The sequence below is a fragment of the Halomonas sp. H10-9-1 genome (assembly GCF_040147005.1).
In the GTDB taxonomy this organism is placed as follows: domain Bacteria; phylum Pseudomonadota; class Gammaproteobacteria; order Pseudomonadales; family Halomonadaceae; genus Halomonas.
The window spans coordinates 2,208,244-2,233,814 of sequence record NZ_JAMSHO010000001.1 but is presented as its reverse complement, the minus strand read 5'-3'; the positions used below and the strand labels follow the sequence as shown (position 1 = coordinate 2,233,814).

23 protein-coding genes are annotated in these 25,571 nt (G+C 68.2%); 21 read left to right on the top strand and 2 right to left on the bottom strand.

Annotated elements, in window-relative coordinates; translation table 11 throughout:
* Positions 1–32: 32 nt before the first annotated feature.
* Positions 33–938, bottom strand: a complete 906-nt coding sequence (locus NFH66_RS10315) for a LysR family transcriptional regulator (RefSeq protein ID WP_349610223.1) — start codon at positions 936–938, stop codon at positions 33–35.
* 515 nt (positions 939–1,453) lie between these two features.
* On the opposite strand from NFH66_RS10315, the gene leuC reads away from it, so the two are divergent.
* The 18 genes from leuC to NFH66_RS10225 all read left to right on the top strand — a co-directional run bounded on the left by leuC (position 1,454) and on the right by NFH66_RS10225 (position 22,321).
* Complete coding sequence (gene leuC / locus NFH66_RS10310) at positions 1,454–2,899, top strand: 3-isopropylmalate dehydratase large subunit (RefSeq protein ID WP_349610222.1); 1,446 nt, start codon at positions 1,454–1,456, stop codon at positions 2,897–2,899.
* Between the two features lie 3 nt (positions 2,900–2,902).
* The gene (gene leuD, locus NFH66_RS10305) at positions 2,903–3,556 is read left to right on the top strand and encodes a 3-isopropylmalate dehydratase small subunit (protein WP_349610221.1); all 654 of its coding nucleotides are present in this window, start codon (positions 2,903–2,905) and stop codon (positions 3,554–3,556) included.
* A 174-nt stretch (positions 3,557–3,730) separates the two neighbouring features.
* Positions 3,731–4,810, top strand: a complete 1,080-nt coding sequence (gene leuB / locus NFH66_RS10300) for a 3-isopropylmalate dehydrogenase (RefSeq protein ID WP_349610220.1) — start codon at positions 3,731–3,733, stop codon at positions 4,808–4,810.
* 223 nt (positions 4,811–5,033) lie between these two features.
* Positions 5,034–6,146, top strand: coding sequence for an aspartate-semialdehyde dehydrogenase (asd, locus tag NFH66_RS10295; protein ID WP_349610219.1), 1,113 nt, complete (start codon positions 5,034–5,036; stop codon positions 6,144–6,146).
* A 329-nt stretch (positions 6,147–6,475) separates the two neighbouring features.
* On the top strand, positions 6,476–9,160 hold the full coding sequence (locus tag NFH66_RS10290; protein WP_349610218.1) for a FimV/HubP family polar landmark protein: 2,685 nt from the start codon (positions 6,476–6,478) through the stop codon (positions 9,158–9,160).
* A 7-nt stretch (positions 9,161–9,167) separates the two neighbouring features.
* Positions 9,168–10,091 (top strand): tRNA pseudouridine(38-40) synthase TruA, encoded by a 924-nt coding sequence (truA, locus tag NFH66_RS10285; protein WP_349610217.1) that lies wholly within the window; start codon positions 9,168–9,170, stop codon positions 10,089–10,091.
* Positions 10,088–10,720, top strand: coding sequence for a phosphoribosylanthranilate isomerase (locus NFH66_RS10280; protein WP_349610216.1), 633 nt, complete (start codon positions 10,088–10,090; stop codon positions 10,718–10,720). Before truA ends, NFH66_RS10280 begins: the two co-directional genes overlap by 4 nt.
* Before the next feature lie 91 nt (positions 10,721–10,811).
* Positions 10,812–12,026 carry a tryptophan synthase subunit beta gene (gene trpB / locus NFH66_RS10275; protein ID WP_349610215.1) on the top strand — a complete coding sequence of 405 codons (1,215 nt, stop codon included), beginning with the start codon at positions 10,812–10,814 and terminating at the stop codon, positions 12,024–12,026.
* Between the two features lie 15 nt (positions 12,027–12,041).
* Positions 12,042–12,854, top strand: coding sequence for a tryptophan synthase subunit alpha (trpA, locus tag NFH66_RS10270; protein ID WP_349610214.1), 813 nt, complete (start codon positions 12,042–12,044; stop codon positions 12,852–12,854).
* A 73-nt stretch (positions 12,855–12,927) separates the two neighbouring features.
* The gene (gene accD, locus NFH66_RS10265; RefSeq protein WP_349610213.1) at positions 12,928–13,977 is read left to right on the top strand and encodes an acetyl-CoA carboxylase, carboxyltransferase subunit beta; all 1,050 of its coding nucleotides are present in this window, start codon (positions 12,928–12,930) and stop codon (positions 13,975–13,977) included.
* 7 nt (positions 13,978–13,984) lie between these two features.
* Positions 13,985–15,322 (top strand): bifunctional tetrahydrofolate synthase/dihydrofolate synthase, encoded by a 1,338-nt coding sequence (gene folC, locus NFH66_RS10260; RefSeq protein WP_349611708.1) that lies wholly within the window; start codon positions 13,985–13,987, stop codon positions 15,320–15,322.
* Positions 15,319–15,981, top strand: a complete 663-nt coding sequence (locus tag NFH66_RS10255) for an SPOR domain-containing protein (protein WP_349610212.1) — start codon at positions 15,319–15,321, stop codon at positions 15,979–15,981. Before folC ends, NFH66_RS10255 begins: the two co-directional genes overlap by 4 nt.
* Before the next feature lies 1 nt (position 15,982).
* Positions 15,983–16,567 carry a CvpA family protein gene (locus NFH66_RS10250; protein ID WP_349610211.1) on the top strand — a complete coding sequence of 195 codons (585 nt, stop codon included), beginning with the start codon at positions 15,983–15,985 and terminating at the stop codon, positions 16,565–16,567.
* Between the two features lie 168 nt (positions 16,568–16,735).
* Entirely contained in the window at positions 16,736–18,256 is a 1,521-nt protein-coding gene (purF, locus tag NFH66_RS10245; protein WP_349610210.1) for an amidophosphoribosyltransferase, read from the top strand.
* 10 nt (positions 18,257–18,266) lie between these two features.
* Positions 18,267–19,478 (top strand): O-succinylhomoserine sulfhydrylase, encoded by a 1,212-nt coding sequence (locus tag NFH66_RS10240; protein ID WP_349610209.1) that lies wholly within the window; start codon positions 18,267–18,269, stop codon positions 19,476–19,478.
* Between the two features lie 163 nt (positions 19,479–19,641).
* Positions 19,642–20,193, top strand: coding sequence for a cytochrome b (locus tag NFH66_RS10235; protein ID WP_349610208.1), 552 nt, complete (start codon positions 19,642–19,644; stop codon positions 20,191–20,193).
* Positions 20,194–20,267: 74 nt separating this feature from the next.
* On the top strand, positions 20,268–20,852 hold the full coding sequence (locus tag NFH66_RS10230; RefSeq protein ID WP_349610207.1) for a YceI family protein: 585 nt from the start codon (positions 20,268–20,270) through the stop codon (positions 20,850–20,852).
* A 179-nt stretch (positions 20,853–21,031) separates the two neighbouring features.
* Positions 21,032–22,321 carry an MATE family efflux transporter gene (locus tag NFH66_RS10225; RefSeq protein ID WP_349611707.1) on the top strand — a complete coding sequence of 430 codons (1,290 nt, stop codon included), beginning with the start codon at positions 21,032–21,034 and terminating at the stop codon, positions 22,319–22,321.
* A gap of 10 nt (positions 22,322–22,331) precedes the next feature.
* Here the strand turns inward: NFH66_RS10225 and NFH66_RS10220 are convergent, their stop codons facing one another.
* Positions 22,332–22,922, bottom strand: coding sequence for a cupin domain-containing protein (locus NFH66_RS10220; RefSeq protein ID WP_349610206.1), 591 nt, complete (start codon positions 22,920–22,922; stop codon positions 22,332–22,334).
* A gap of 191 nt (positions 22,923–23,113) precedes the next feature.
* Between NFH66_RS10220 and mobA the strand changes: the two genes are divergently transcribed.
* The 3 genes from mobA to moeA are packed head-to-tail and all read left to right on the top strand — an operon-like array spanning position 23,114 to position 25,568.
* Positions 23,114–23,719, top strand: coding sequence for a molybdenum cofactor guanylyltransferase MobA (gene mobA, locus NFH66_RS10215; protein ID WP_349610205.1), 606 nt, complete (start codon positions 23,114–23,116; stop codon positions 23,717–23,719).
* Positions 23,716–24,306, top strand: coding sequence for a molybdopterin-guanine dinucleotide biosynthesis protein B (gene mobB / locus NFH66_RS10210; RefSeq protein ID WP_349610204.1), 591 nt, complete (start codon positions 23,716–23,718; stop codon positions 24,304–24,306). The genes mobA and mobB overlap by 4 nt, the downstream gene beginning before the upstream one ends.
* The gene (moeA, locus tag NFH66_RS10205) at positions 24,303–25,568 is read left to right on the top strand and encodes a molybdopterin molybdotransferase MoeA (RefSeq protein WP_349610203.1); all 1,266 of its coding nucleotides are present in this window, start codon (positions 24,303–24,305) and stop codon (positions 25,566–25,568) included. The genes mobB and moeA overlap by 4 nt, the downstream gene beginning before the upstream one ends.
* The last annotated feature ends 3 nt before the right edge of the window (positions 25,569–25,571 follow it).

Sequence of the window (25,571 nt, the reverse complement as noted above, 5' to 3'; positions counted from 1 at the left end):
GTCGGCAGGCTCCTGGCGATCACGTGAGCAGTCTAACCAATTTCGCGAGTCAGCGAGCGCGCGTCCGGTTCGCGTGCCGACTCGAGCTGCTCGAGCATGGCTCGCGTGGCATTGGAGAGCGTCCTGTTGCGGTGCACGAGGTAACCCAGGGGACGGTGGATCGGCGGCTGCTCGACCTCCAGCTTATGCAGCTCGTCCGCCACCAGCCGCTCCGGCAACAGGCTCCAGCCCAGGCCGATGGCGGTCATCATCTTCAGGGTCTCGAGATAGTTGGTGGAGAGCGCCACCGGCAGTTGCAGGCCGGCGGCTTCGAAGCGCGCCTCGATCAGGCCCCGGGTGAAGGTGAGTGGTCCCGGCAGCACGGCATCGAAGTCACACAACTCGTCGAGTCCCAGCCGCGTGCGGCGTGCCAGCGGATGGTCGTGGGCGCACACGAAACAGAGGCGGTCGATCCACACCGGCACCACCTCAAGCTGGGCGTGCGGATGCGGCGCCAGGGTCACCACGGCGATCTCCAGCGAGCCATCCAGCACCCCCTGGTAGGCCTCCTCCGAGTCGAGGAAGTGCAGGTCGAGGCGCACCTCGGGGTGGGCCCGGGTGTAGGCCTTGAGCAGGGGAGGCAGGCGGTGCAGGCCAATATGGTGGCTGGTGGCCAGGGTCAGGCTGCCGCCCACCGCGCCCGCCAGGTTGCCCAGCGCCCGACGGCTGTCGTTCACCATCATCAGGATCTCGCGGGCGCGGGGCAGCAGCACGCGCCCGGCCTCGGTGAGGGTGACGCGTCGTCCGATGCGGTCGAACAGGCGGGCGTCGACCTGGGTCTCGAGCACCGCGATACGCTTGCTCACCGCCGGCTGGGTCAGGTGCAGCTGCTCCGCCGCACGGGAGAAGCTGCCGTTGTCGGCCACGGCGAGGAAGGCCTGCAGACTCTGGGTGTCCATGGTGTCCGCCTTATGTATTCCAGAAAGGAATTCATTGAATAAATAACATGAATTGATTTTATGGGCGAGGGGCGGGAAACTGGCAGCAGAGTCACAAGCTTCAAGGCGCAAGCGGCAAGGAAGAGCCCCTGTGGCATCCCCACGAATGATGTCACGATATCGACATATTCGAAGATGTTGGTGCCTCATGCGAGCACGGTGCCGCGCCCTTGGGGTCTGACCCCCGCGTTGTTGATTGTTCAGTCATATCAGAGTGTTGGCGCAACATGCAGCAGCGGGGTCAGACCCCAAGGGCTACGCCGAGCTCTCGGACATCCGCCAAGAATATGCAGCCTTTCAGCAGCGGGGTCAGACCCCAAGGGCTACGCCGAGCTCTCGGACATCCGCCAAGAATATGCAGCCTTTTGATTTATAAGATAAATTTCTGGAGATGCCTCAGGGTCTAACCCCATGGAAGCCCATCCAGCATGATGACAAACCGGATACGCACAGGGCCGCAGGCCCGGGAGAACGATATGGCAGGCCAGACACTCTATGACAAGCTGTGGTCGCAGCACCTCGTCAAGGCGCGCGACGACGGCACCGCGCTGATCTACATCGATCGCCATCTGCTTCACGAGGTCACCTCGCCCCAGGCCTTCGAGGGCCTGCGCCTGGCGGGTCGCAAGCCATGGCGCCTCGATGCCAACCTCGCGACACCGGATCATAACGTGCCCACCACCGTGAAGGAGCGTGCCGAGGGCAATGCCGGGATCAAGGACCCGGTGTCGCTGATCCAGGTGCAGACCCTGGACGACAACTGCCGCGAGTTCGGCATCGAGGAGTTCAAGATCAACGACCCACGCCAGGGCATCGTCCACGTGGTGGGGCCGGAGCAGGGCGCCACCCTGCCGGGCATGACCGTGGTCTGCGGCGACTCCCATACCGCCACCCACGGTGCCTTCGCGGCGCTGGCCCATGGCATCGGCACCTCCGAGGTGGAGCACGTGCTGGCCACCCAGTGCCTGCTGGCCCAGAAGATGCGCAACATGCAGGTGCGTGTCGAGGGTGAGCTCGGCACCGGGGTCACCGCCAAGGACGTGGTGCTGGCTATCATCGGCCGCATCGGCACCGCTGGTGGCACCGGCTATGCCATCGAGTTTGCCGGCAGTGCGATCCAGGGCCTCTCCATGGAAGGCCGCATGACGGTGTGCAACATGGCCATCGAGGCCGGTGCCCGGGTCGGCCTGATCGCGGTGGATGACACCACCATCGATTACCTGCGCGATCGCCACTATGCGCCGACGGGTGAGCAGTGGGAGGCCGCGGTCGCCGACTGGCGCGAGCTCGTCTCCGACGACGCTGCCGAGTTCGACAAGGTGGTAGTGCTGGATGCCGCCGAGATCGAGCCCCAGGTGAGCTGGGGCACCAGCCCCGAGATGGTCACCGGCGTTTCCGGCGAGGTCCCCGACCCGGCGGAGCAGGACGATGATACCGTGCGCAACGGCTACGCCCGGGCGCTCGACTACATGGGCCTGGCGCCGAGGCAGAAGATCACCGATATCAAGCTCGACAAGGTGTTTATCGGCTCCTGCACCAACTCGCGCATCGAGGACCTGCGCGAGGCGGCCAAGGTGGCCCGCGGCAAGAAGGTGGCCGACTCCATCAAGCTCGCCATGGTGGTGCCGGGCTCTGGCCTGGTAAAGCGCCAGGCCGAGGCCGAAGGGCTCGATCGCGTGTTCATCGAGGCGGGCTTCGAGTGGCGCGAGCCTGGCTGCTCCATGTGCCTGGCCATGAACGCCGACAAGCTGGGGGCCGGCGAGCACTGTGCCTCCACCTCCAATCGCAACTTCGAGGGGCGCCAGGGCTATGGAGGCCGTACCCACCTGGTCAGCCCGGCGATGGCCGCCGCCGCCGCCATCGCCGGCCACTTCGTGGATGTGCGAGAGCTTGCCGCCAACGACCGCGCCCAGGAGGCCTGAATCATGAAGAAGTTCGAACGTACCGAAGGTCTCGTCGCCCCCCTCGATCGGGCCAACGTCGATACCGACCTGATCATTCCCAAGCAGTTCCTCAAGTCGATCAAGCGCACCGGCTTCGGCGTCAACCTGTTCGATGAGCTGCGCTATCTGGATGAAGGCTACCCGGGCCAGGACTGCTCGCAGCGCCCGCTGAACCCCGACTTCGCGCTCAATCAGCCGCGCTATCAAGGCGCCAGTGTGTTGCTGGCGCGGCGCAACTTCGGCTGTGGCAGCTCCCGCGAGCACGCCCCCTGGGCGCTGGAGGATTTCGGCTTCCGGGTGGTGATCGCCCCCAGTTTCGCCGACATCTTCTACAACAACGCCTTCAAGAACGGCCTGCTGCTGGTGGCCCTGCCCGAGGAGACCGTCGACCGCCTGTTCCGGGAGGAAGCGGCCAGCGCGGGCTATGCCCTGGACGTGGACCTGGAGAGCCAGCGCATCACCACCCCCTCGGGCGAGGTCATCGAGTTCGAGGTGGACGCGTTCCGCAAGCACTGCCTGCTCGAGGGGCTCGACGATATCGGCATCACCCTGCAGGACGAGGATGCCATCCGCGCCTTCGAGACGAAGCACCGTGCCGCGCGCCCCTGGCTGTTCCGCGATCCCGCCCAGGCCTGATGACATAGATCTGGCTGCCCTTGCCATGGCGAGGGGCGCCGGGGACAAGCCGAAGAGGAGGTCCTACGCCAGGGATGGCGTGGGTAGCGTACAGGGAGGTATTCACAGCGCCTCCTCGAAGGCTTGTCGCCGGGAAAGCCCCGACTGGTGGGGCGGCAATACAAGGAAGCAAAGATGACTCAGAAGATTCTGGTACTGCCGGGCGACGGCATCGGCCCCGAGATCACCGCCCAGGCCAGTCGCCTCCTGGCCGCCTGCCAGGCCCGCGGCCTCGACGTCGAGGTCGAGGAGGGGCTGCTGGGCGGCGCCGCCTATGACGTGCACGGCGAGCCGCTGCCCGCCGAGACCCTGGAGAAGGCCAAGGCGGCCCGTGCCATCCTGCTGGGCGCCGTGGGTGGCCCCAAGTGGGACAGGATCGAGGATCTCGCCAAGCGGCCGGAGAAGGGGCTGCTCGGCGTGCGCAAGCAGTTGGGCCTGTTCGGCAACCTGCGCCCGGCCATCACCTATCCGCAGCTGGCTGAGGCCTCCAGCCTCAAGCGCGAGCTGGTGGCCGGCCTCGATATCATGATCGTGCGCGAGCTCACCGGCGGCATCTACTTCGGCCAGCCGCGCGGCATCGAGGAGCGTGATGGCGAGCGGGTGGGCTTCAACACCTATGTCTACACCGAGAGCGAGATCGAGCGTATCGGCCGCGTCGCCTTCGAGATGGCGCAGAAGCGCGGCAAGAAACTCTGCTCCGTGGACAAGGCCAACGTGCTCGAGGTCACCATCCTGTGGCGCGAGGTGATGGAGCGTCTGGCGCCGGAGTATCCGGACGTCGAGCTCTCCCACATGTACGTCGACAACGCCGCCATGCAGCTGGTGCGCGCGCCCAAGCAGTTCGATGTCGTGGTCACCGGCAACATGTTCGGCGACATTCTCTCCGACGCCGCGGCCATGCTCACCGGCTCCATCGGCATGCTGCCCTCCGCCTCGCTCAACGAGAGTGGCCAGGGCATGTATGAGCCCTGTCACGGTAGTGCCCCGGATATCGCCGGCCAGGGCATCGCCAACCCGCTCGCCACCATCCTCTCGGTGGCCATGCTGCTGCGCTACTCCCTGGATGAGCCCGCGTTGGCGGAGCGTATCGAGGCCGCCGTGGGCAAGGTGCTGGACGACGGCCTGAGAACCGCCGATATTGCCTCCGAGGGCACGCGCACCGTCTCCACCCGCGAGATGGGGGATGCCGTGCTGGCTGCCTTCGAGGCTCTGTAAGGGCCTTCGGCCAGGCTCAAGCTACAAGGAGCAAGCTTCAAGGAACCCCTTGGCTTGCTCCTTTGCTGTTGAAGCCATAATGCATTGCAGCTTGCAGCTTGCAGCTTGCAGCTTGCAGCTTGCAGCTTGCAGCTTGCAGCTTGGCTGCTCGGCGCTCGGCGCTCGGCGCTCGGCGCTCGGTTCTGTATAATACGCAGCACATTCGATTTCTGGAGGACTTCACATGTTGAAAGTCGGTTTCGTCGGTTGGCGCGGCATGGTGGGCTCGGTGCTGATGCAGCGCATGGTGGAGGATGGAGACTTCAAGGGCATCGAGCCGGTCTTCTTCACCACCTCCCAGGTCGGCCAGGCCGGCCCGGATGTGGGGGTGGACGTGCCGCCGCTCAAGGATGCCTTCGACCTCGACGCGCTCAAGGCACTCGATGTGGTCGTCACTTGCCAGGGCGGCGACTACACCAAGCAGGTCTATGCCGACCTGCGCCAGGCTGGCTGGAAGGGCTACTGGATCGATGCCGCCAGCACCCTGCGCATGGAGGATGATGCCACCATCGTGCTCGACCCGGTCAACCGCCACGTCATCGATGCCCAGCTGGCGCGCGGCGCCAGGACCTTCGTCGGTGGCAACTGCACCGTCAGCCTGATGCTGATGGGCCTGGGGGGGCTGTTCGAGGCGGACCTGGTCGAGTGGATGACCTCCATGACCTATCAGGCGGCTTCGGGCTCCGGCGCCAAGCACATGCGCGAGCTGCTGACCCAGATGGGTAGCCTGCGCGACAGCGTGGCCGGCGAACTGGCCGATCCGGCCAGCGCCATCCTCGACATCGATCGCAAGGTCACCGCGGCGATGCGCTCGGGCGACTTTCCCACCGACAACTTCGGTGCGCCGCTCGCCGGCAGCCTGCTGCCGTGGATCGACACCAAGCTCGATAACGGCCAGAGCCGCGAGGAGTGGAAGGGCTCCGTGGAGACAAACAAGATCCTCGGCCTGCAGGACAACCCCATTCCCATCGATGGCCTCTGCGTGCGTATCGGTGCCATGCGCTCCCATAGCCAGGCCTTCACCATCAAGCTCAAGAAGGATGTGCCCCTGGACGAGATCGAGGACCGTCTGGCCAAGCACAACGACTGGGTCAAGTTGGTGCCCAACGACAAGGAGGCCAGCGTTCGCGAGCTGACGCCATCTGCCGTGACCGGCACTCTCAGCATCCCGGTGGGGCGCCTGCGCAAGCTGGCCATGGGGGGCGAGTACCTCTCCGCCTTCAGCGTCGGCGACCAGCTCCTCTGGGGGGCCGCCGAGCCGCTCAAGCGCATGATCACGATCCTCAAGCAGCAGTAATCGCGCCGCTTTACCAGCGGCCGTTCGACAACGGGGCGCCTCCTTGGGGAGGCGCCCCGTTGTCTGTTCGTGAACGATGAGTTCTTCACATCAAGCATCAATGGCTTACGTTGAAGGGTAGTGGGTTCGGGATGACGTTCATGGGCGCAGAGGTAGCAGATTTATGATACATAGGCCGTAAGAAATATATGACATGACGGCCTCGCCTCGACAGGGCTATCGCAGTTTCAGGAACCCAGATCAGCCCGAGCTGCGAACTAATTGCGATAGCCGTGCTCGCTTCGGCTGACGTGACGCGTCAGGCTCGCTGACGTCTGCAAGGGAATCTCATGAAACGCAAGCTGACACTCGCCATGCTGCTCTCGCTCTCCGCCACCAGCCCCATTGCGCTGGCCCTGGGGCTCGGAGAGGCGGAGGTGCGTTCTACCCTCAATGCGCCATTGCGCGCCTCGGTTCCCCTGGTGGATGCCGCTGGCATCCAGCCCGGCCTGCTCAACGTCGCGGTGGCCGATGAGCGGGCCTATGCCGCGGCGGGCTTCACGCGCACCCCGCTTGCCGCCAGTGTGAGGTTGTCGGTGGTGCGTCGCCAGGGGCGCCTGTTCGTCGACCTCACCACCGAGCGGCCGGTGCGCGAGCCTTGGCTCGACCTGCTGCTGCGCTTCGACTGGCCCACCGGTCGGCAGGTGCGCGAGGTGACCCTGCTTCTCGATCCCCCCAACTACGCCGAGATGCCGGCGCTGGTGAACGGCAGCCGGCGGGTGGCGGCAACTGCCGCGGCGCTGCCGTCGGACCGGCAGCCGACGAGCGCCGCCGCGCCGTCGCCCCGCCCGGCGGCCAGCGTGAACCGGGATCCCGCTTGGGTGCGCAGCGGCGACACCCTCTGGGGGGTGGCCGGCCGCCTGAGGCCGGATAGCGGCATCAGCATGAACCAGATGATGGTGGCGCTGGTCGCGGCCAACCCCGAGGCCTTTCCCTCGGGCAACATCAACGCCATGCGTGCCGGCGTCACGCTGGCGGTTCCCGAGCGTGCGGCCATCGCCACGCGCTCCGAGGCGGATGCCGACCGCATCGTCAGCGCCATGAACCGGGCCTGGGCCAATCGCGGCAGCGGCGCCCCGGCGCGCGTGGCGCTGGGGGGCACGGAGGGTCCGGAGGCGGCGGCGAGCGTGGTGGCCTCCGCGCCGGAGGCATCCTCGCAGGACCGGGAGAGCGTCCCCGAGGAGGGCGAGATCGCGGCGTCCAGCGAGCAGGGTGCCGGGCAGGGCGAGCCGCTGGCTGCCGACCGGAGTGCCGATGAGGCCGCCGATGAGCCCCGCCTGACCCTGCTGACCGACGCCCAACTGGCGGCGGAGCAGGTGCTGGCGGCCGAGGCCGGGGATGCCGCTGATGCCGGTGTTGAGGAGAGCGAGGCAGCCGCCGAGGAGCTCGATGCTGCCGAGCAGCTCTCGGAGCGGGTCGACGGCGACGCCTCGGCCCGTATCGAGATCGATCCCGAATGGCTCGCGGCGCTCTATGGTGAGGGGGAGCTCGACGAGGAGCGGCGCCTGTTGCACCTGGAAAACCGCTGGCAGCAGAGCCAGGCCCAACTGGAGACGGTGCAGGCGGAGCGCGACGAACTGCAGCAGGAGCTCGGCGATATACGCGACGAGCTGGCGGTGCTGCGCGACCAACTCGCCACCCTGACGGCCGGCGGCAGCGGCGCCGATGCGCCCAGTGTCGGGGGGCTCGATGCCGCGCCCGGTGATGAACAGGAGACGCCCTGGTGGGGAGGGCTCTACCCGGGAGAGCTGGACCGCAACCTGGTGCTGGGAGGGAGTGGCCTGGCCGCGCTGCTCGCGCTGTGGCTGGCGATTCGCCGGCGGCGCGGCAGGGACGAGGAGGCGAGCTCAGCGGAGGTGCGCACGGTGCGTGTCGGCACTCCGGGGGCGGCGTCGCCGGTGCGGCCTTCCGCCTCGACTGCCGGCGGCTCCCCGGTCGCCGAGGCCTCGCCCGGCGTGGCTTCCGTGCGTGCCAGCCTGCCTCAGGCGGAGGCCATCAACGAGGCCGACATCTTTATTGCCTATGGCCGCTACGACCAGGCGCGCGACCTGCTGGAAGCCAGCCTGGCCCGCGAGCCCGAGCGGGACGACCTGCGTCTCAAGCTGCTGGGGGTTCACCTGGAGCAGGGCAGTCGCGAGGCCGCCGAGCGCGAACTGGCCATCCTGTGCGAGGGCGGCAACCCGGCGGTGATCGATGAGGCCGAAGGGCTGATGGCCCGCCACGGGCTCTCCGTCGAGGGGCGCAGCCGTGTCGACTCCGAGCCACGGGGCGAGCGCGCCGACTTCGGCGAGGCGGCCGCCTTTCCGCCGAGGCGCTTCGACGTGCCGTCCGACGCCGAGCGGGCGTCGCCGCTGGCTATGCCGTCGACACCCCGCGAGGCTACGGCCTTTTCCGACGCCGTGCAGGAACTCGGTCGCGAGTCGGAATCGAGTCCTGGCAGGGAGCCGAGCCCTGACGGAGAGCCGAGTCTTGACAGGGAGTCGAGCCCTGAAAGGGCGTCAGGCCTCGAGCCCGCTGTGGACGAGGCGGCCCCGCTGCCCGAGGTGGCCACCCGGCGCCTCGATGATGGTCGCGAGGTGATCGACTACCGTCCGCCCAGCCTCGATGCCTCTGCGCCGACCCGCACGGAGACCCCCATGCAGCCAAGCGTCGATTTCACCTCCGAAGGCCTGGGCGTGGCCAGGAAGGGGGCCGGCTTCGGCGAGGGGGAGGGCCAGTCGCGTGGCGATGCCGGAGGGGCATCCGAGCGCTCGGTTGCCGATGGTTGGGAAGTCGAAGAGGTTTCCTTCCCGCCCCTTCAGGCGGATAATGAGAGGCTTTCCGCCAGCGCCGCCGAGCGCCTCGCCGAGACCCATCGCCTGGTCGAGACCGGCGAGTCCGGCCGAGCCCGTGAACTGCTCGATGAGCTGAGTCGCAGCGACGACCCGGCGATTCGCGACGAGGCCCTGGCGCTGCTTAGACGACTGGATGCCTGATCACCGCATGACCCTCTTTCAACACCTCGACGAACATACCCCCATGACCGGACGCCTGGCCATGGGGGTCGAGTACGACGGCAGCGCCTACTGTGGCTGGCAGTTCCTCAAGCATGCCCCCTCTGTGCAGGCCTCCCTCGAGGAAGCCCTGGGCAGGGTGGCCAACGCCTCGATACGCATTCACGCCAGCGGGCGCACCGATTCCGGCGTTCACGCCACCCGCCAGATCATCCACTTCGATGCCCCGGTGCCGCGCTCCCAGAAGGCGTGGGTGTTCGGCACCAATGCCAACCTGCCGCGCGATATCGCAGTGCGCTGGGTCGCCGAGGTGCCCGATGCGTTCCACTCGCGCTTCAAGGCCCTGGCGCGCCGCTATCGCTATGTGCTGCTGAACCAGCCGAGCCGCCCGGTGCTGGAGCGTGCCAATGTGACCTGGTGTCGCGATCCCCTGGATGCCGATGCCATGCACCGTGCCGCCCAGGTGCTGGTGGGCGAGCACGACTTCTCCAGCTTTCGAGCCGCCGGCTGCCAGTCGAAGACGCCCTGGCGCCACCTGCACTTCATCGAAGTGCGTCGCTACGGCCCGCTGGTGGTGGTGGATGTCCAGGGTAACGCCTTCCTGCACCATATGATCCGCAATATCGTCGGCGCCCTGGTCACGGTGGGGCGCGGCGAGCGCGGCGACGACTACCTGGCCGACCTGATGGCCCTCAAGGATCGCGCCCTGGCCGACGTCACCGCCCCGGCCTGCGGCCTGCACTTCGTCGACTCCCTGTACGACGAGCAGTGGAAGTTGCCTCGCGAGCCGCTGGGGCCCAACCTGCTGGCCTTCCTGGGGGAGTGGAGCGGCGAACGACCGCTGCCGAACTGCCCCATGGTCGAGTTTCGTCGCGGCCGGCCTGTGGCGGCCGCCGACCGGGAGGTCACATGAGCGGACGCACGCGGGTGAAGTTCTGCGGCCTGACCCGGGCCGAGGACGTGGATGCCGCGGTGGCCGCGGGGGCCGATGCCCTGGGCTTCGTGCTCTGGCCCGGCAGCAAGCGTGCCATCGATGAGCAACGGCTTGTCGAACTCGCCGCACGGGTGCCGGCCTTCGTCACCCGGGTCGGCCTGTTCGTCGATGCCGACCCCGCGTGGGTCGCCCGCTGTGCACCCCATCTCGATCTGCTGCAGTTCCACGGCGACGAGTCCCCCGCGGCGTGTGCCGCCAGTGCGCGGCCGTGGATCAAGGCGCTGCGCATGCGCGATGACCTCGATCTTGGCGCCGCCGCCGAGCGCTATGCCGGGGCCCGGGCGCTGCTGCTCGACGCCTACCGGCCCGGTGTGCCGGGGGGAACGGGCGAGACCTTCGACTGGTCGCGGATCCCCGCAAGCCTGGCAAAACCTGTTATCCTCGCCGGAGGCCTGAGCGCGGCCAATGCCGCCGAGGCCATCGCGGCGGTCGCGCCTTTCGCGCTCGATGTGTCCGGTGGTATCGAGGCGGCGCCGGGCTGCAAGGATGCCCAGCGCATGGAGGCCTTCATGGCCGCGGTGCGCGATGGCGATCGGCGCCGCCCCTGAGCGCCGCGTCCGTTATCGGCAACACCGGCGAGCGCCGGCATTTCAAGCCCCTGTGAATCCAAGCCCAATGGCGACCTGTGAGGTGTCTTTCGTGAGCAAGTTCAGTGACCTGACCCGACTGCCGGATGCCCGCGGCCACTTCGGCCCCTACGGCGGCCGGTTCGTTTCGGAGACCCTGAGCTTCGCCCTGGACGAGCTGGAGAAGACCTACCTGAGTCTTCGCGATGATCCGGCCTTCCAGGCGGAATTCGACTATGACCTGGCCCACTACGTGGGTCGGCCTTCGCCGCTCTATCATGCCGAGCGGTGGTCGAAGCAACTCGGCGGGGCGCAGATCTGGCTCAAGCGCGAGGACCTCAACCATACCGGCGCCCACAAGGTGAACAACACCATCGGCCAGGCGCTGCTCGCCAAGAGGAGCGGCAAGCCACGGGTGATCGCCGAAACCGGTGCCGGCCAGCACGGGGTGGCCACCGCCACCGTGGCGGCGAGGCTGGGCCTTGCGTGCGAGGTCTACATGGGGGCCGAGGACGTGCAGCGCCAGAAGCTCAACGTCTATCGCATGCGCTTGCTAGGGGCCAACGTCATTCCGGTGGAGTCCGGTACCCGCACCCTCAAGGACGCCATGAACGAGGCGCTGCGTGACTGGGTCACCAACGTCGACAACACCTTCTACATCATCGGCACCGTGGCCGGTCCGCATCCCTATCCGATGCTGGTGCGCGACTTCAACGCCGTGGTGGGCCGCGAGGCGCGCCGCCAGTCCTTGGCGGAGTTCGGCAGGCTGCCCGATGCGCTGGTTGCCTGCGTGGGTGGCGGTTCCAACGCCATGGGGCTGTTCTATCCGTTCGTCGAGGATGACGGGGTGGCGATGTACGGCGTCGAGGCTGGCGGCGATGGCGTCGAGACCGGCCGCCATGCGGCGCCGCTCTCCTCAGGCGCACCCCGCGGCGTGTTGCATGGCAACCGTACCTACCTGATGTCCGATGAGGGGGGCCAGGTCTCCGATACTCACTCCATCTCCGCGGGCCTCGATTACCCCGGTGTTGGCCCGGAACATGCCCTCTGGAAGGACGTCGGCCGCGTCAACTATGTCGCAGCCAACGACACCGAGGTGCTCGAGGCGTTCCGTGAGTTGACCCATGTCGAGGGCATCATGCCGGCCCTGGAGTCCGCCCATGCCTTGGCCTATGCCAAGGTGCTGGCACCCACCATGCGCCCCGACCAGAATATCGTTGTCAACCTCTCCGGCCGCGGCGACAAGGACATCATGACCGTCGCCAAGATCGACGGGATCGAATTCTAGATGACGAGCCAGACCATGAATCGTATCGATCAACGTTTCGCCGAACTCAAGACCCAGGGACGCCGCGCGCTGATTCCCTATATCACCGCTGGTGACCCCTCGCCCGAGCATACGGTGGGCTTCATGCACGCTCTGGTCGAGGCCGGTGCCGACATCCTCGAGCTGGGTGTGCCCTTCTCCGACCCCATGGCCGACGGCCCGGTGATCCAGAAAGCCTGCGAACGGGCGCTCCGGCACGGCGTGCGCCTCTCCCACCTGTTCGAGATGGTGCGCGAGTTCCGCCAGACCGACAGCGCCACGCCGGTGGTGCTGATGGGGTACCTCAACCCCATGGAGCGCATCGGCCTGGCGAGCTTCGCCGAGCAGGCCGCGGCGGCCGGCGTCGACGGTGTGCTGGCGGTGGACATGCCCCCCGAGGAGGCCGAGGAGCTCGGTCCGTTGCTCAAGTCGCACGGGCTCGCTTCGATCTTTCTCGTTGCGCCTACCACTTCCGAGGAGCGGGCCGCTACAATATGTGCCCATGGCGAGGGCTATCTTTACTACGTTTCACTGAAGGGCGTCACCGGCTCGGCCATCCTCAATGCGTCGGACGTTGCCGACCATCTGGCCCCGCTGCGGCGCATGACCGACCTGCCGCTGTGCGTGGGCTTCGGCATTCGCGATGGCGCCTCCGCCGCCGAGGTGGGCAAGGTGGCCGATGGGGTCATCGTCGGCTCGGCGCTGGTCGGCCGCATCGCCGCCAATGCCGAGACCCCCGAGGCGATTCCCGCCGAGCTCAAGGCAGTGCTCGGCGAGATGCGTCAGGCCCTGGACGCGCTGGGCGCCTGAGACTCGCCACACGAATCGATCCATGCACCCGGGGCCTACCCGGGTGCCGACACGAACACGGACCCTTTCTGACATGAGCTGGCTAGACAAGATCGTGCCCTCCATCGGGCGTATCCAGCGCCACGACCGCCGCGCAGGCGTACCCGACGGGCTGTGGCGCAAGTGTCCCAAGTGCGAATCGGTGCTGTACCTTCCCGAGCTCGAGAAGCAGCACAACGTCTGCCCCAAGTGCGATCACCACCTGCGCCTGACCGCCCGCCAGCGGCTCGACTGGTTTCTCGACAAGGAGGGCCGAGAGGAGCTCGCCGCCGAGGTGGAGCCCGTCGATCGCCTCAAGTTTCGTGACTCCAAGAAGTACAAGGACCGCCTGGCCGCGGCGCAGAAAGAGACCGGCGAGAAGGACGCCCTGATCGCCATGCGTGGCACCCTGGATGGCCTGCCGGTGGTCACCGTGGCCTTCGAGTTCTCCTTCATGGGCGGCTCCATGGGCGCCGTGGTGGGCGAGAAGTTCGTGCGCGCCGCCACTCTTGCCCTCGAGGAGCGCATCCCGCTCATCTGCTTCTCCGCCTCCGGCGGGGCGCGCATGCAGGAGGCGCTGTTCTCGCTGATGCAGATGGCCAAGACCTCGGCGGCGCTGGAGAAGCTCAAGCAGGCTGGTGTGCCCTACATCTCGGTGCTCACCGATCCCGTGTTCGGCGGGGTCTCGGCGTCGCTGGCCATGCTCGGTGACCTCAACGTGGCCGAGCCCAACGCCCTGATCGGCTTCGCCGGCCCGCGGGTCATCGAGCAGACCGTGCGCGAGAAGCTTCCGGAAGGCTTCCAGCGCAGCGAGTTCTTGCTCGAGCATGGCACCGTGGACATGATCGTGCACCGTCGCGACATGCGTCATCGCCTGGGGCGGGTGCTGCGTAAGCTGACCCATCAGCCCGCCATCGACGAACCCGAACCTGAGCCCGAGCCAGCGCTGGCTCCGGAGTCGGACCTGGTCGCGGCGGCCGAGCAGGGGCAGGTTGCCGAGTCACCCGAGCCGGCCGTAGCCGCCCCGGGTGGCGAGGCACGAGATGCCGGCCCCGAGGGTGGGGCACCACTGGACGAAGAAGCGTCCGGTGAAGAGCGGCGCTGACGTCTCCATGAGCGAGGCGCTGCCCACCACCCTGGACGCCTGGCTGGCCCGTCTCGAGGCCGCCCATCCCGTGGGGATCGAGCTCGGCCTTGCGCGCGTGGTCGAGGTCGCCCGGCGCATGGGGCTGCTGGAGGGCCGCCTGGCCGGTCGCGTGATCACCGTGGCCGGCACCAATGGCAAGGGCTCTACGGTGGCCATGCTGGAGTCCCTGGCCCGCGCCCATGGCCTGGCCACGGCGACCTACACCTCCCCCCACCTGATCCGCTACAACGAGCGGCTGCGCCTCGACGGCGAGGAGGCCGACGACGCGCTGCTGATCGCCGGCTTCGAGGCGGTGGAGGCGGCACGCCTGGCCGGCGGCCCCGTCAGCCTGACCTACTTCGAGGTGGGCACCCTGGGGGCGCTGTGGGCGATCTCGCGGCGTCCGTGCGACATCGCCATCCTCGAGGTAGGCCTTGGTGGCCGGCTCGACGCGGTGAATGTGATCGACCCGGACGTGGCAGTGGTGACCACCGTGGCCCAGGATCACGCCGCCTTCCTCGGCACCGACCTTGCACAGATCGGCCGCGAGAAGGCCGGCATCCTGCGTCCTGGGCGCCCCGCGGTGCTGGGAAGCACCACGCTGCCCGCCAGCGTGCGCGAGACCGCCGACGAGTTGGGTGCCCCCGTCTACGCGCTGGGCGAGTCGTTCTTCCGTGAGGGCGAAGGGGAGGGCTGGGGCTTCCTTGGAAGTGATGCCGAGGTAGCGCCCTCTGGCCCCACCAGCGTCACCGCCCTCCCGGACCCCGGGCTGCCCCTGGACAACGCCGCCACGGCGCTTCAGGCCCTGCGGCTTGCGGGGGTCGCCCTGGATCCCGAGGCGTGCCGGCAGGCGCTCGCCGGGGTCCGCCTGCCGGGGCGCATGCAGTGGTGGGGCCAGTGGTGCCTGGACGTGGGGCACAACCCCCACGCGGCCGCCTATCTGGCGGCCCGCTTGCGGGCCCGCCCCTGTGGCGGGCGTACCCTGGCACTGCTGGCCATGCTCGGCGACAAGGACGCCCCCGGCGTGATTGCCGCCCTGGCACCGGCGGTGGACGGTTGGGTGACGGCAAGCCTTGACGGCGAGCGGGCGCGCAGCGCCGATGAGCTGGCCGAACACCTGCAGGGGCAGGGCGAGAGCGTCCTGCACCGGGCCTGCTCGCCCGCCGCGGCCGCGGCCTGGCTGGCCGGCCGGCTGGAGGCCGAGGACCGGGTATTGGTGTGTGGTTCCTTCTTCACGGTGGGTGACGTGCTGCAATGGCTGGCGGGCCACGCCCGGCCGGTACAGACTGACACGGACGATAGCTCCAGGGAGGTAGCCCCGTGAAGTATGGAATGCGAGAGCGTCTCAGTGGCGCGGTGATCCTGATCGCCCTGGCGGTGATCTTCGTGCCGATGTTGTTCGACGACCCGGCTCCTCGGGACGCGCGTCCCGAACCGCTGTTGAGCATCGATGCGCCCATCGAGGTCGAGCGACACGACGTCCCCGAGCCGGTGCCACCGGAAAGCCTGTCGGAGAGCGTTCCCGCCGGTGATGTTACCGAGCCGTCCTCCCGGCCCTCCCCGGGCGATGAGGCGGGCTCTCGGGTGGTCACGGCGCTCCCGGGGGCGGCCGAGGGGACTTCCGAGGAGCCTGCCGCCGAGCCTGCTGTCGACCCCATTGCCGAGCTGGCACGGGCCGCCGACCAGCGTCTGGCCGAGAGTACCTCGGCCTCCGCACAGGCCGCCGACGAGTCCGTGGAGCCCGCCGTGGCGGAGGGCGAGTGGGCCGTTCAGGTAGGCAGCTTCGGCGAGCCGGCCAACGTCGAGCGGCTGCTGGGACAACTGCGCGACGAGGGCTTCAGTGCCTATAGCCGCCCGCGCGGCAACGACCTCACTACCGTCTACGTGGGCCCTTTCTCCAGCTCCGAGGCCGGTGAGCGGGCGGTCGCCGAGGTGAAGGCCCGGGTCAACCTCCAGGGCCTGCTGGTGCGGGTGAGGGAGTGACATGACCCTGACCTGGCTCGACTGGCTATTTATCGCGCTGCTGGCGGTGACCGGCATCACCGGCCTGTTGCGTGGCCTGGTGCGCGAAGCCCTGGGCCTGGCCGCCTGGATCGTCGCCTTGCTGGCGGCACGCGTGCTGGCCCAGCCGGTGGCCGACCTGCTGGCCGGGGTCATCGACAGCGCCGATGGCCGCCTGGTGCTGGCCTTCGTGCTAGTGATACTGGGCGTGGTGCTGGCCTGCGGCATCATCATTCGCCTGCTTCAGGCCGCCGTGGAGTGGGTCGGCATGGGGCTGGTCAATCGACTGCTGGGGGCCGCCTTCGGGGTGGCCAAGGGGGCCGCGATCCTGGTGCTGGTGACCATCGTGATCGGCCTGACGCCCCTGGCCAGGCTGGAGGCCTGGCAGGGGGCGATGTTGCGCCCGCATCTCGAGCAGTTGCGTGACTGGGCGGTGAGCCATTTCGAGGCCTGGGATGGCCGGCTTCCCGAGCCGCCCGCGGCGCTCGGCGAGTTCTCCCTGCCGGGCGGCGAGCCGGCCGAGGGCGCCTCGCCCGACAGCGACGCGCCGACGCCCCCCGAGAGATGATTTTCCCGCGGCGGCCCTCAGGGCCCTCCGCGGTTCTGTATAGCAGTTACCCGTCCAGGGCTATTGCAGTTACACAAACCAGGGGTCGCCAGACCAGCCCCGAGCTACCTGCGATAGCCTGGTTACCAGTCAAGGCAAGTAAGTACCAGCAAAGCGAGGTAAGGTGGAATGTGCGGTATCGTGGGCCTGATGGCCAAGCAGGCGGTGAACCAGGGCATCTATGACGCCCTGACGGTGCTTCAGCATCGCGGACAGGACGCCGCCGGCATGATGACCTGGCATGAGGGCCGCTTTCTGCTGCGCAAGAGCAACGGGCTGGTACGGGATGTCTTCCACACCCGCCATATGGCACGCCTCAAGGGCAACCTGGGCATCGGGCACGTGCGCTATCCTACCGCCGGCTCCTCCAGCGAGGCGGAGTCCCAGCCGTTCTACGTCAACTCCCCCTACGGCATCGCCCTGGCCCACAACGGCAACCTGACCAATTCCGATCAGCTCAAGCAGGAGCTGTTCTCCTCGGACCTGCGCCATATCAACACCAGCTCCGACTCCGAGGTGCTGCTCAACGTCTTCGCCCACGAGCTGGGCAAGCAGGGGCTGCACCTGGGGCCGGGTGACGTCTTCGATGCGGTGCGCCGCGTGCACCGGCGCTGCAAGGGCGGCTACGCCTCGGTGGCGGTCATCAACGGCGTGGGCCTGGTGGCCTTCCGGGATCCCCACGGCATCCGCCCGGTGGTGTTCGGTACGCGGGACGAAGGGGCCGGCCAGGAGGTGATGATCGCCTCCGAATCGGTGGCACTCGATGTGGGCGGCTTCGAGCTGCACCGCAACCTGGCCCCGGGCGAGGCGATCTTCGTCGACATGCAGGGCGAGATCCACACCCAGCAGTGTGCCGATGCCCCGCGGCTGGTCTCCTGCATCTTCGAGCACGTCTACCTGGCGCGTCCGGACTCGATCCTCGATGGCGCCTACGTCTACGGCACCCGCATGCAGATGGGCCGCAAGCTGGGCGACCGCATCCAGAACGAGTGGCCGGAACACGACATCGACGTGGTGATACCGATTCCCGACACCTCGCGCACGTCGGCGCTGGAGCTCGCCCAGCATCTCGGCGTGACCTACCGCGAGGGCTTCATGAAGAACCGCTACATCGGGCGGACCTTCATCATGCCGGGCCAGACCCAGCGCCGTAAATCGGTGCGCCAGAAGCTCAATGCCATCGGCATCGAGTTCAAGGGCAAGAACGTGCTGCTGGTGGACGACTCCATCGTGCGCGGCACCACCTGCCGGCAGATCATCCAGATGGCCCGGGAGGCCGGCGCACGCAAGGTCTACTTCGCCTCCGCCGCCCCCCCCGTGCGCTATCCCAATGTCTACGGCATCGACATGCCGGCGGCGGGCGAGTTGATCGCCCACGGGCGCAGTGAGGCCGAGGTGGGGGAGCTGATCGGCGCCGACCGCATCTTCTACCAGGACCTCGAGGACCTGAAGGCGTCTTGCCGCGAGGTCAACCCGGACTTCGACGCCTTCGACTGCTCGGTGTTCGACGGCCACTACGTGACCGGTGACATCGACGACGCCTATCTGGCGGCGCTCGAGGCCTCGCGCAGTGACGATGCCAAGCAGCTCAGCGCCGGCGATCACGCGCTGGTAGGGATGCACAACCAGGAAGACGACATCGACGATTGAAGGGGCCACCATGCAGCAGGATCAGACATTCGCACCGGAGTGGGCGCTCGAGACCCTAGCGATCCGTGCCGGGCACGATCGTACCCATGAGCAGGAGCATGGTGAGCCGATCTTTCCCACGTCCAGCTTCGTCTATGCCAGCGCCGCCGAGGCGGCGCGCAAGTTCTCCGGAGAGGAGCCGGGCAACATCTATTCGCGCTTCACCAACCCCACGGTGCGCACCTTCGAGCAGCGCCTGGCGGCACTGGAGGGTGGCGAGCGCTGCGTGGCCACCAGTTCGGGCATGGCGGCGATCCTCTCCACGGCGCTGGCGCTGCTCTCGGCCGGTGACGAGATCGTCGCCTCGCGCTCGTTGTTCGGCTCCACGGTGAGCCTGTTCGACAAGTACCTGGGCAAGCTGGGGATCACCACCCGCTATGTGGAGCTCTCGGACCTCGCGGCCTGGGAGGCGGCGATGACCCCGGCGACGAAGCTGCTGTTCGCCGAGACGCCCTCGAACCCGCTCTCCGAGGTGGTGGATATCGCAGCGCTGGCGGAGATCGCCCATCGTCATGGGGCCCTGCTGGCCATCGACAACTGCTTCCTGACCCCGGCGCTGCAGCGCCCGCTGGCCCTGGGGGCCGATCTGGTGATTCACTCCGCCACCAAGTACCTGGATGGCCAGGGCAGGGCGATCGGCGGTGCCGTGGTGGGGCGCGACCGCGAGCTCGAGGAGGTGTTCGGGGTGGTGCGTACCTGCGGCCCCTGCCTGAGCCCGTTCAATGCCTGGGTCTTCACCAAGGGCCTCGAGACCCTCGAGCTGCGCATGCGTGCCCATTGTGCGAACGCCCAGGCCCTGGCCGAGTGGCTCGAGGCACACCCCGCGGTGGCCCGAGTGCACTACAGCGGCCTTGTGAGTCATCCGCAGCACGCCCTGGCGGCCCGTCAGCAGCGTGGCTTCGGAGCGGTGCTGGGTTTTGAAGTGAAGGGCACTGGGGCCGAAGGCACCCGCGCGGCGGCCTGGTCGGTGATCGACGCCACCCGACTGCTCTCCATTACCGGCAACCTGGGGGATGTGAAAAGCACCATCACGCACCCTGCGACTACCACCCATGGGCGCCTCTCCGACGCCCAGAAGGCGGCGGCCGGAATCGGTGAGGGGTTGATTCGCGTGGCGGTGGGCCTCGAGGCCCTCGACGATATCCGTGGCGACCTCGCCCGAGGCCTCGACGCCCTGCTCTGAGTCGTGTCGCGGGTGGCGGCGTGGGCGCTCATGAACGGATCTCGGAGCCCTCAACCAGCGGTTTTTACGAACGCAGCATTCGGCATTATTCAGCGGACCCGAACGGTCGACTCGGGTAGGCTGTCCTGCATCGCGAAAGATCGAGAACGGAGCGGGAGGGACCATGTGGCGTAATACCAACGATGGCTGGGGGCTCGTCAGCATCCTGCTGCACTGGGTCCTGGCGGTCGCGATCATCGGTCTCTTCATCCTGGGCTGGTGGATGACCGGACTGGGCTACTATGACCGCTGGTACAACCTGGGGCCCTGGTGGCATCGTTCGCTGGGCATGCTGGTGCTGTTCGCCACCCTGGCCAGGCTCGCCTGGCGGCTGGCCAACCCCACCCCGCGGGCCCTGGGGCGGCGCCTGGAGCGCCTCGCGGCTCATCTCGGCCATCTCGCCCTCTACCTGCTGATGCTGGTGGTGCTGGTCAGTGGCTACCTGATCTCCACGGCCAGCGGCAAGGGTGTCGTGGTCTTCGACGCCTTCACGGTGCCGGCGCTGATCAGCGACCTGCCCAACCAGGCCAGCGTGGCCGGTGCGGTGCACTGGTATGCCGCTCTGGTCCTGATGATCCTGGCCGCGGGTCACGCCGCTGCGGCCCTCAAGCACCAGTTCATCGATCGGCACCCCGTGCTCATGCGGATGATCGATCCGCGGTCGCCCCGGCGCTGACCGGCTGCCCGCTTCGGTGACATGTTTCCCCGGCACTACCTTGTATCCACTTGTACCAACAGGAGATAACGCCAATGTTCAAGAAGATTGCCAGCGTCGCCGCCCTGGGCGCCACCGCCCTGGCGGGTGTCAGCCAGGCTCAGGCCGCCGACTACGCCATCGACATCGACAACCAGCACGCCTTCGTGCAGTTCAAGATCAACCATCTTGGTTTCTCCTACATCCTCGGCAGCTTCGAGGAGTTTGATGGCAGCTTCCACTACGATCCCGAGAACCTCGAGGCGTCCAGCGCCGAGCTGGAGGTGCAGGTCGCGAGCCTCAACAGCAACCACGCCGAGCGCGACAAGCACTTCCTCGGCGATGACTTCCTGGACGCCGGCGAGTACCCCACCGCGACCTTCAGCTCCACCGGCTTCGAGCCGACCGGTGAGGGCGAAGGCGTGCTGAGCGGCGACCTGACCCTGCATGGCGAGACCCAACAGATCGAGATGCCGGTCACCCTGCTGGGCGAGGGCGAGGATCCCTGGGGCAACTACCGTGCCGGCTTCGAGGGCAGCACCACCCTGGAACTCGCCGATTACGGCATCGACATGAGCGCATACCCCGAGGCGATGCGTGAGCTGGAGCTCTACGTCACCTTCGAGGGCATCCGCCAGTAAGGGGTGACCCTCCCGGGTCTTGGCCCGAGTCCCGCGAGCACCCCCGGTACGCCGGGGGTGCTCGCATTTGTCTGGACGGCTAGAATAGCCGGCCCTGCCCACGCCGCGGAGTGATTGTGACCCAAGCCAGAGACGACCGTGCGCCCCTCGGCGTGACCCTGTGGCGCCAGACCTGGCCGATGGCCATCGGCGCGCTGGCGCTGCTCGGCTTCCAACTGGTGGACAGCGCCTTCATCGCGCGCCTGGGGACCTCGCCACTGGCCGCCCAGTCCTTCACCTTCCCGCTGAGCTTCCTGATCATCGGCGTGCAGGTGGGCATGGGAATGGCCATCGCCGCGCTGATCTCCCGCTCGCTGGGTGCCGGCGAGACCGCCCGGGCACGCCGCCTGGGGAGCCTGGTGGTGCTGCTGGGAGCCGCGGTCATCGGCTTGCTGGCCATTGGCCTGTGGGCCCTGCAGACGTCGATCTTCACCGGACTGGGCGCCGATGCGCTGACTCTCACACTGATCCGTGGTTACTGGGCGCCCCAACTGCTGGCCGCCTGGCTGGGGGCGATCCTCTACTTCGGCTACAGCCTCTTCCGTGCCCATGGCAACACCCGTTTGCCGGGCACCGTGATGGTGGTGACCAGCCTGGTGAACCTGCTGCTCGACCCGTTGCTGATCTTCGGGTTGGGGCCTTGGGAGGGGCTGGGGCTGCCCGGCGCCGCCTGGGCCACGGTGATCGCCTTTGGCGTGGGGCTGGCGGTGCTGGGCCGGCGCATCGGCGAGACCGATTGGCTGGCGCGGGAGGGGCTCGCCGAGGAGTTGCGCGCCTCGGCGCGCCCCTTCGCCGGCATCGCCGGGCCGGCCATGGTCAGCCAGCTGATGCCGCCGCTGGCGGCGATGCTCGCGATTGCCGTGGTGGCGAACCTGGGCGAGGCCCAGGTGGCCGCCTGGGGCCTGGCCAGTCGCCTGGAGACCCTGTCGCTGATGGTGGTGTTGGCCATGACCATGTCGTTGCCCCCTTGGCTTGGGCGCTGCTATGGCGCCGGGGACTGGTCCCAGATACACCGCCTGATGCGCCTGGCACTGCGCGTCATCGTCGCCTGGCAGCTGGTGCTGGGCCTGGTGATGGCCGTCGCCGCCCCGTGGGTGGCGCTGGCGCTATCCGGCAACCCCGAGGTGCGCGACGACCTGGCGCTGCTGATCCGTTTCCTGTTGCCGAGCTACGCGGCACTCGGGGTGTGCATGATCGTGGTCTCGGCGGGCAACGCCCTGGGCTGGCCGCTGCGCGCCATGCTGATGTCGGGGGCGCGGCTGTTCATCTTCTATCTGCCCTGCCTGGCGCTGGGTGCCTGGCTGGGTGGGTTCTTCGGCCTGGCCGTCGGTGCCGCCATCGGCAACCTGATGGCCGGCGTCGCCGCCTGGCTCGTGCTGCGGCGCATCCTGGACAGCCCCCGGCGGCGCCCGACGGAGGAGCCCGCCTGAGATCGCCGGCTCAGGCGTGGTGCAACTCCTGGCCGCCATCCGAGAAGCCGGGCGGGGTATTGGCGCTGACAATCACGCAGGTCTCCTCGCCCGGGTTGCGGAAACGGTGTGGCAGGCGGGAGTCGAAGTAGTAGGCGTCACCCGCCCCGAGCACCTCGCTCTCGCCGTTGACGGTGATCTCGATCTCGCCGGCCACTACCACCCCGCCTTCCTCGCCCGCATGCTCGAGCATCTCCTCGCCGGTATCCGCCCCCGGCGGGTAGCGTTCGTGGATGATCGACATGTGCCGCTCGGGACGCCGTGCCGCGACCAGCCGAAACGACAGGCGGCCATCGCCGATCTCGGTGAGCTCTCCGGCGCGGTAGAAGGTCTTGGGCGCGCTGAGCTCGTCGCCGGCGAAGAAGGCGCTGATCGATACCGGCAGGGCGTCGAGGATCTTCTTCAGGGAGCTCACCGAGGGGCTGACGCTGTTCTGCTCGATCAGCGAGATGGTGCTGTTGGTCACGCCGGCGCGCTTGGCCAGCTCACGCTGGGAGAGGCTGCGGGCCAGGCGCAACTGGCGCAGCCGGCCGCCCACGTCGAATCCGCTTTCCGCTTGCATGGGGCATCCTGTCAAGAAAACTGCACATATGATAGCGGCTCATGGCGGCCCCGGTAAGCATCGTCTGCAATACCAGGAGCCATTCGCTGGCGACGACTTGATGCCCGTCAGGACAATGACTTGCGAGGCGCTTCGGCGTGGCACCCGGCGTTCGGCTCAGGCATCATGAGAGGATGAGATGGAGGCCTTCGATGATTCCGCAACACGACCTCACCGGATTGATCCTGGCCGGCGGCCAGGGACGCCGCATGGGCGGCGTCGACAAGGGGCTGGTACCTTTCGCCGGCCGTCCGCTGCTGGCCCATGTGCGCGAGCGACTGGAGGGCAAGGTAGCCGAGCTGCTGGTCAACGCCAACCGTAGCCTCGCCGCCTACGGCGAGTTCGCCGACCGCGTCATCGAGGACGCCGAGACGGGTTACCAGGGCCCGCTGATGGGCATCTACAGCGGTCTGCGGGCGGCCCGCACACCCTGGCTGCTGGTGGTGCCCTGCGATACGCCGGCGCTGCCCGATGATCTGGTGGCGTGCCTGGTGGCCGGGATTGGTGAAGCCGATATTGCCGTGGCCGGTGATGGTCAGCGCCTGCACCCGGTAGTGGCGCTGATCCGCACCGCGCTGGCCGATGACCTGGCGACTGCCCTGGCCGAGGGCGAGCGCAAGATCGACCGCTGGTACGCCCGCCACGCCTGGGTACGGGTGGACTTCGGCGAGGGGGAGGAGGCCTTTGCCAACCTCAATACCCAGGACGAGAAGCGCCGCCTGGAGCAGGCGTTGGCCAAGGAGCCCGCCAAGCGATGAAAGCACCCGTGGACGACCTGCTCCTGGAGAAGCACCTGCCGTTGCTGGGCATCGCCGCCTGGAGCGGTACCGGCAAGACCACGCTTCTCGAGGCCCTGCTGCCGCGCCTGCGCGAGAGAGGGCTGCGTGTGGCGGTGATCAAGCATGCCCACCACACTTTCGATGTCGACCAGCCTGGCAAGGATAGCCACCGCCTGCGCCAGGCCGGTGCCAGTTCCATGCTGGTCGCCTCCCGGACGCGGCTGGCGCTGATGATGGAGACTCCGGACCAGGCAGAGGCCGACCTGTCGGCGCTGCTCGCCATGGTGGCGCCCCAGCGTCCCGACCTGGTGCTGGTGGAGGGTTTCAAGGCCTGGCCTCTGCCCAAGCTGGAGCTGCATCGCCCGGCGCTGGGCAAGCCCCTGCGGGTGGCCGAGGACCCCTGGGTGCGTGCCGTGGCCACGGACGCCCCCCTGTCGCTGCCCGACGGGGTCGAGCGCCTGGACCTCAATGACCTGCAGGCCCTGAGCGACTGGATCGCCGCCTGGCCGGCGCGCTGGCCGAACCAGCGCCATCCGCGGCCGGTGGGGGAGGGGGTGCGGTCATGAGCCTCTCCTGTTTCGAGCTGGGGGAGCGCATGCTTGCCGTGGAGGAGGCGCGCGCCGCGGTGCTGGCGCTGGTCGATGGGCCGCTGCCCGTAGAGAGGGTGGCGCTGTGCTCACTGCGTGGCCGGGTGTTGGCCGCGCCGCTCCTCGCTCCCATCGACGTACCCCAGAACACCAATGCCGCCATGGACGGCGTGGCCCTGGCCTGGCCCGAGGTGTTGCCCGCCGATGGCTTCCTGCGGGTGGCGGAGATCTTCGCCGGCCAAGGCGCCGAGCGCTCCCTGGCCGCTGGCGAGTGCGCGGGGATCACCACCGGCGCGCCGCTGCCACACGGTGCCGATACCGTCATCATGCGTGAGCAGCTGGTCAGCGAGGCGGGCGCCCATGGCGAGGTCCGCGTTCGGGTCGAGCGTCCCGAACGCGTCCAGCGCGGCCAGAACGTGCGTCAGGCCGGCGAGGACATTCCGCGGGGTGCGGTGGCGCTTGTCGCCGGTACCCGCGTGGGCGCCGCCGAGCTGGGGCTGATCGCCTCCCTCGGGTTTGCCGAGGCCAGGGTGGTGCGTCGCCCCCGGGTGGCGCTCTTTTCCACCGGCGACGAGGTCACTGCGCCGGGTGAGGCGCTCTCCGCTGCCGGGATCTATGACGCTAACCGCTTCGCGCTGATGGCGCTGGTGGAGGAGCACGGCGGTGAGGTGCTCGACCTGGGGATACTGCCCGATCGCCGCGATGCCATCGCCGCTGGCCTGGCGCGTGCCGCCGCCGAAGCCGACCTGGTGCTCTCCAGCGGCGGTGTCTCGGTGGGCGACGCCGACCATACCCGGGCCGCGCTTCTCGAGCAGGGCGAGCTGGGGTTCTGGAAGATCGCCATTCGCCCCGGCCGACCGCTGGCCTGTGGCCGCCTGGGCACGCGTGGCGTGCCCTTCCTGGGACTGCCGGGCAACCCGGTGGCCAGCATGGTGACCTTCCTGCAGTTCGCCGCACCGTTGCTGGCCCGGCTGCAGGGTCGCGAGGGCGACTGGCCGCAGCGATTGACGGCGGTGGCCGAGCAGCCGCTGCGGAGCCGGCAGGGGCGCGTGGACTACCTGCGCGGCATCTACGCAAGCGACGCCGCAGGCCGCCTGGTGGTGCGCGGGAGTGGCGCCCAGGGCTCCGGCATCCTCTCCTCCATGGTGCATGCCAACTGCCTGATCGAGATCGACGACGCCCGCGCCGGGGTGGAGGCGGGCGAGAGCGTCACCATTCAACCCCTGTTCCGACTTCCATGAGGT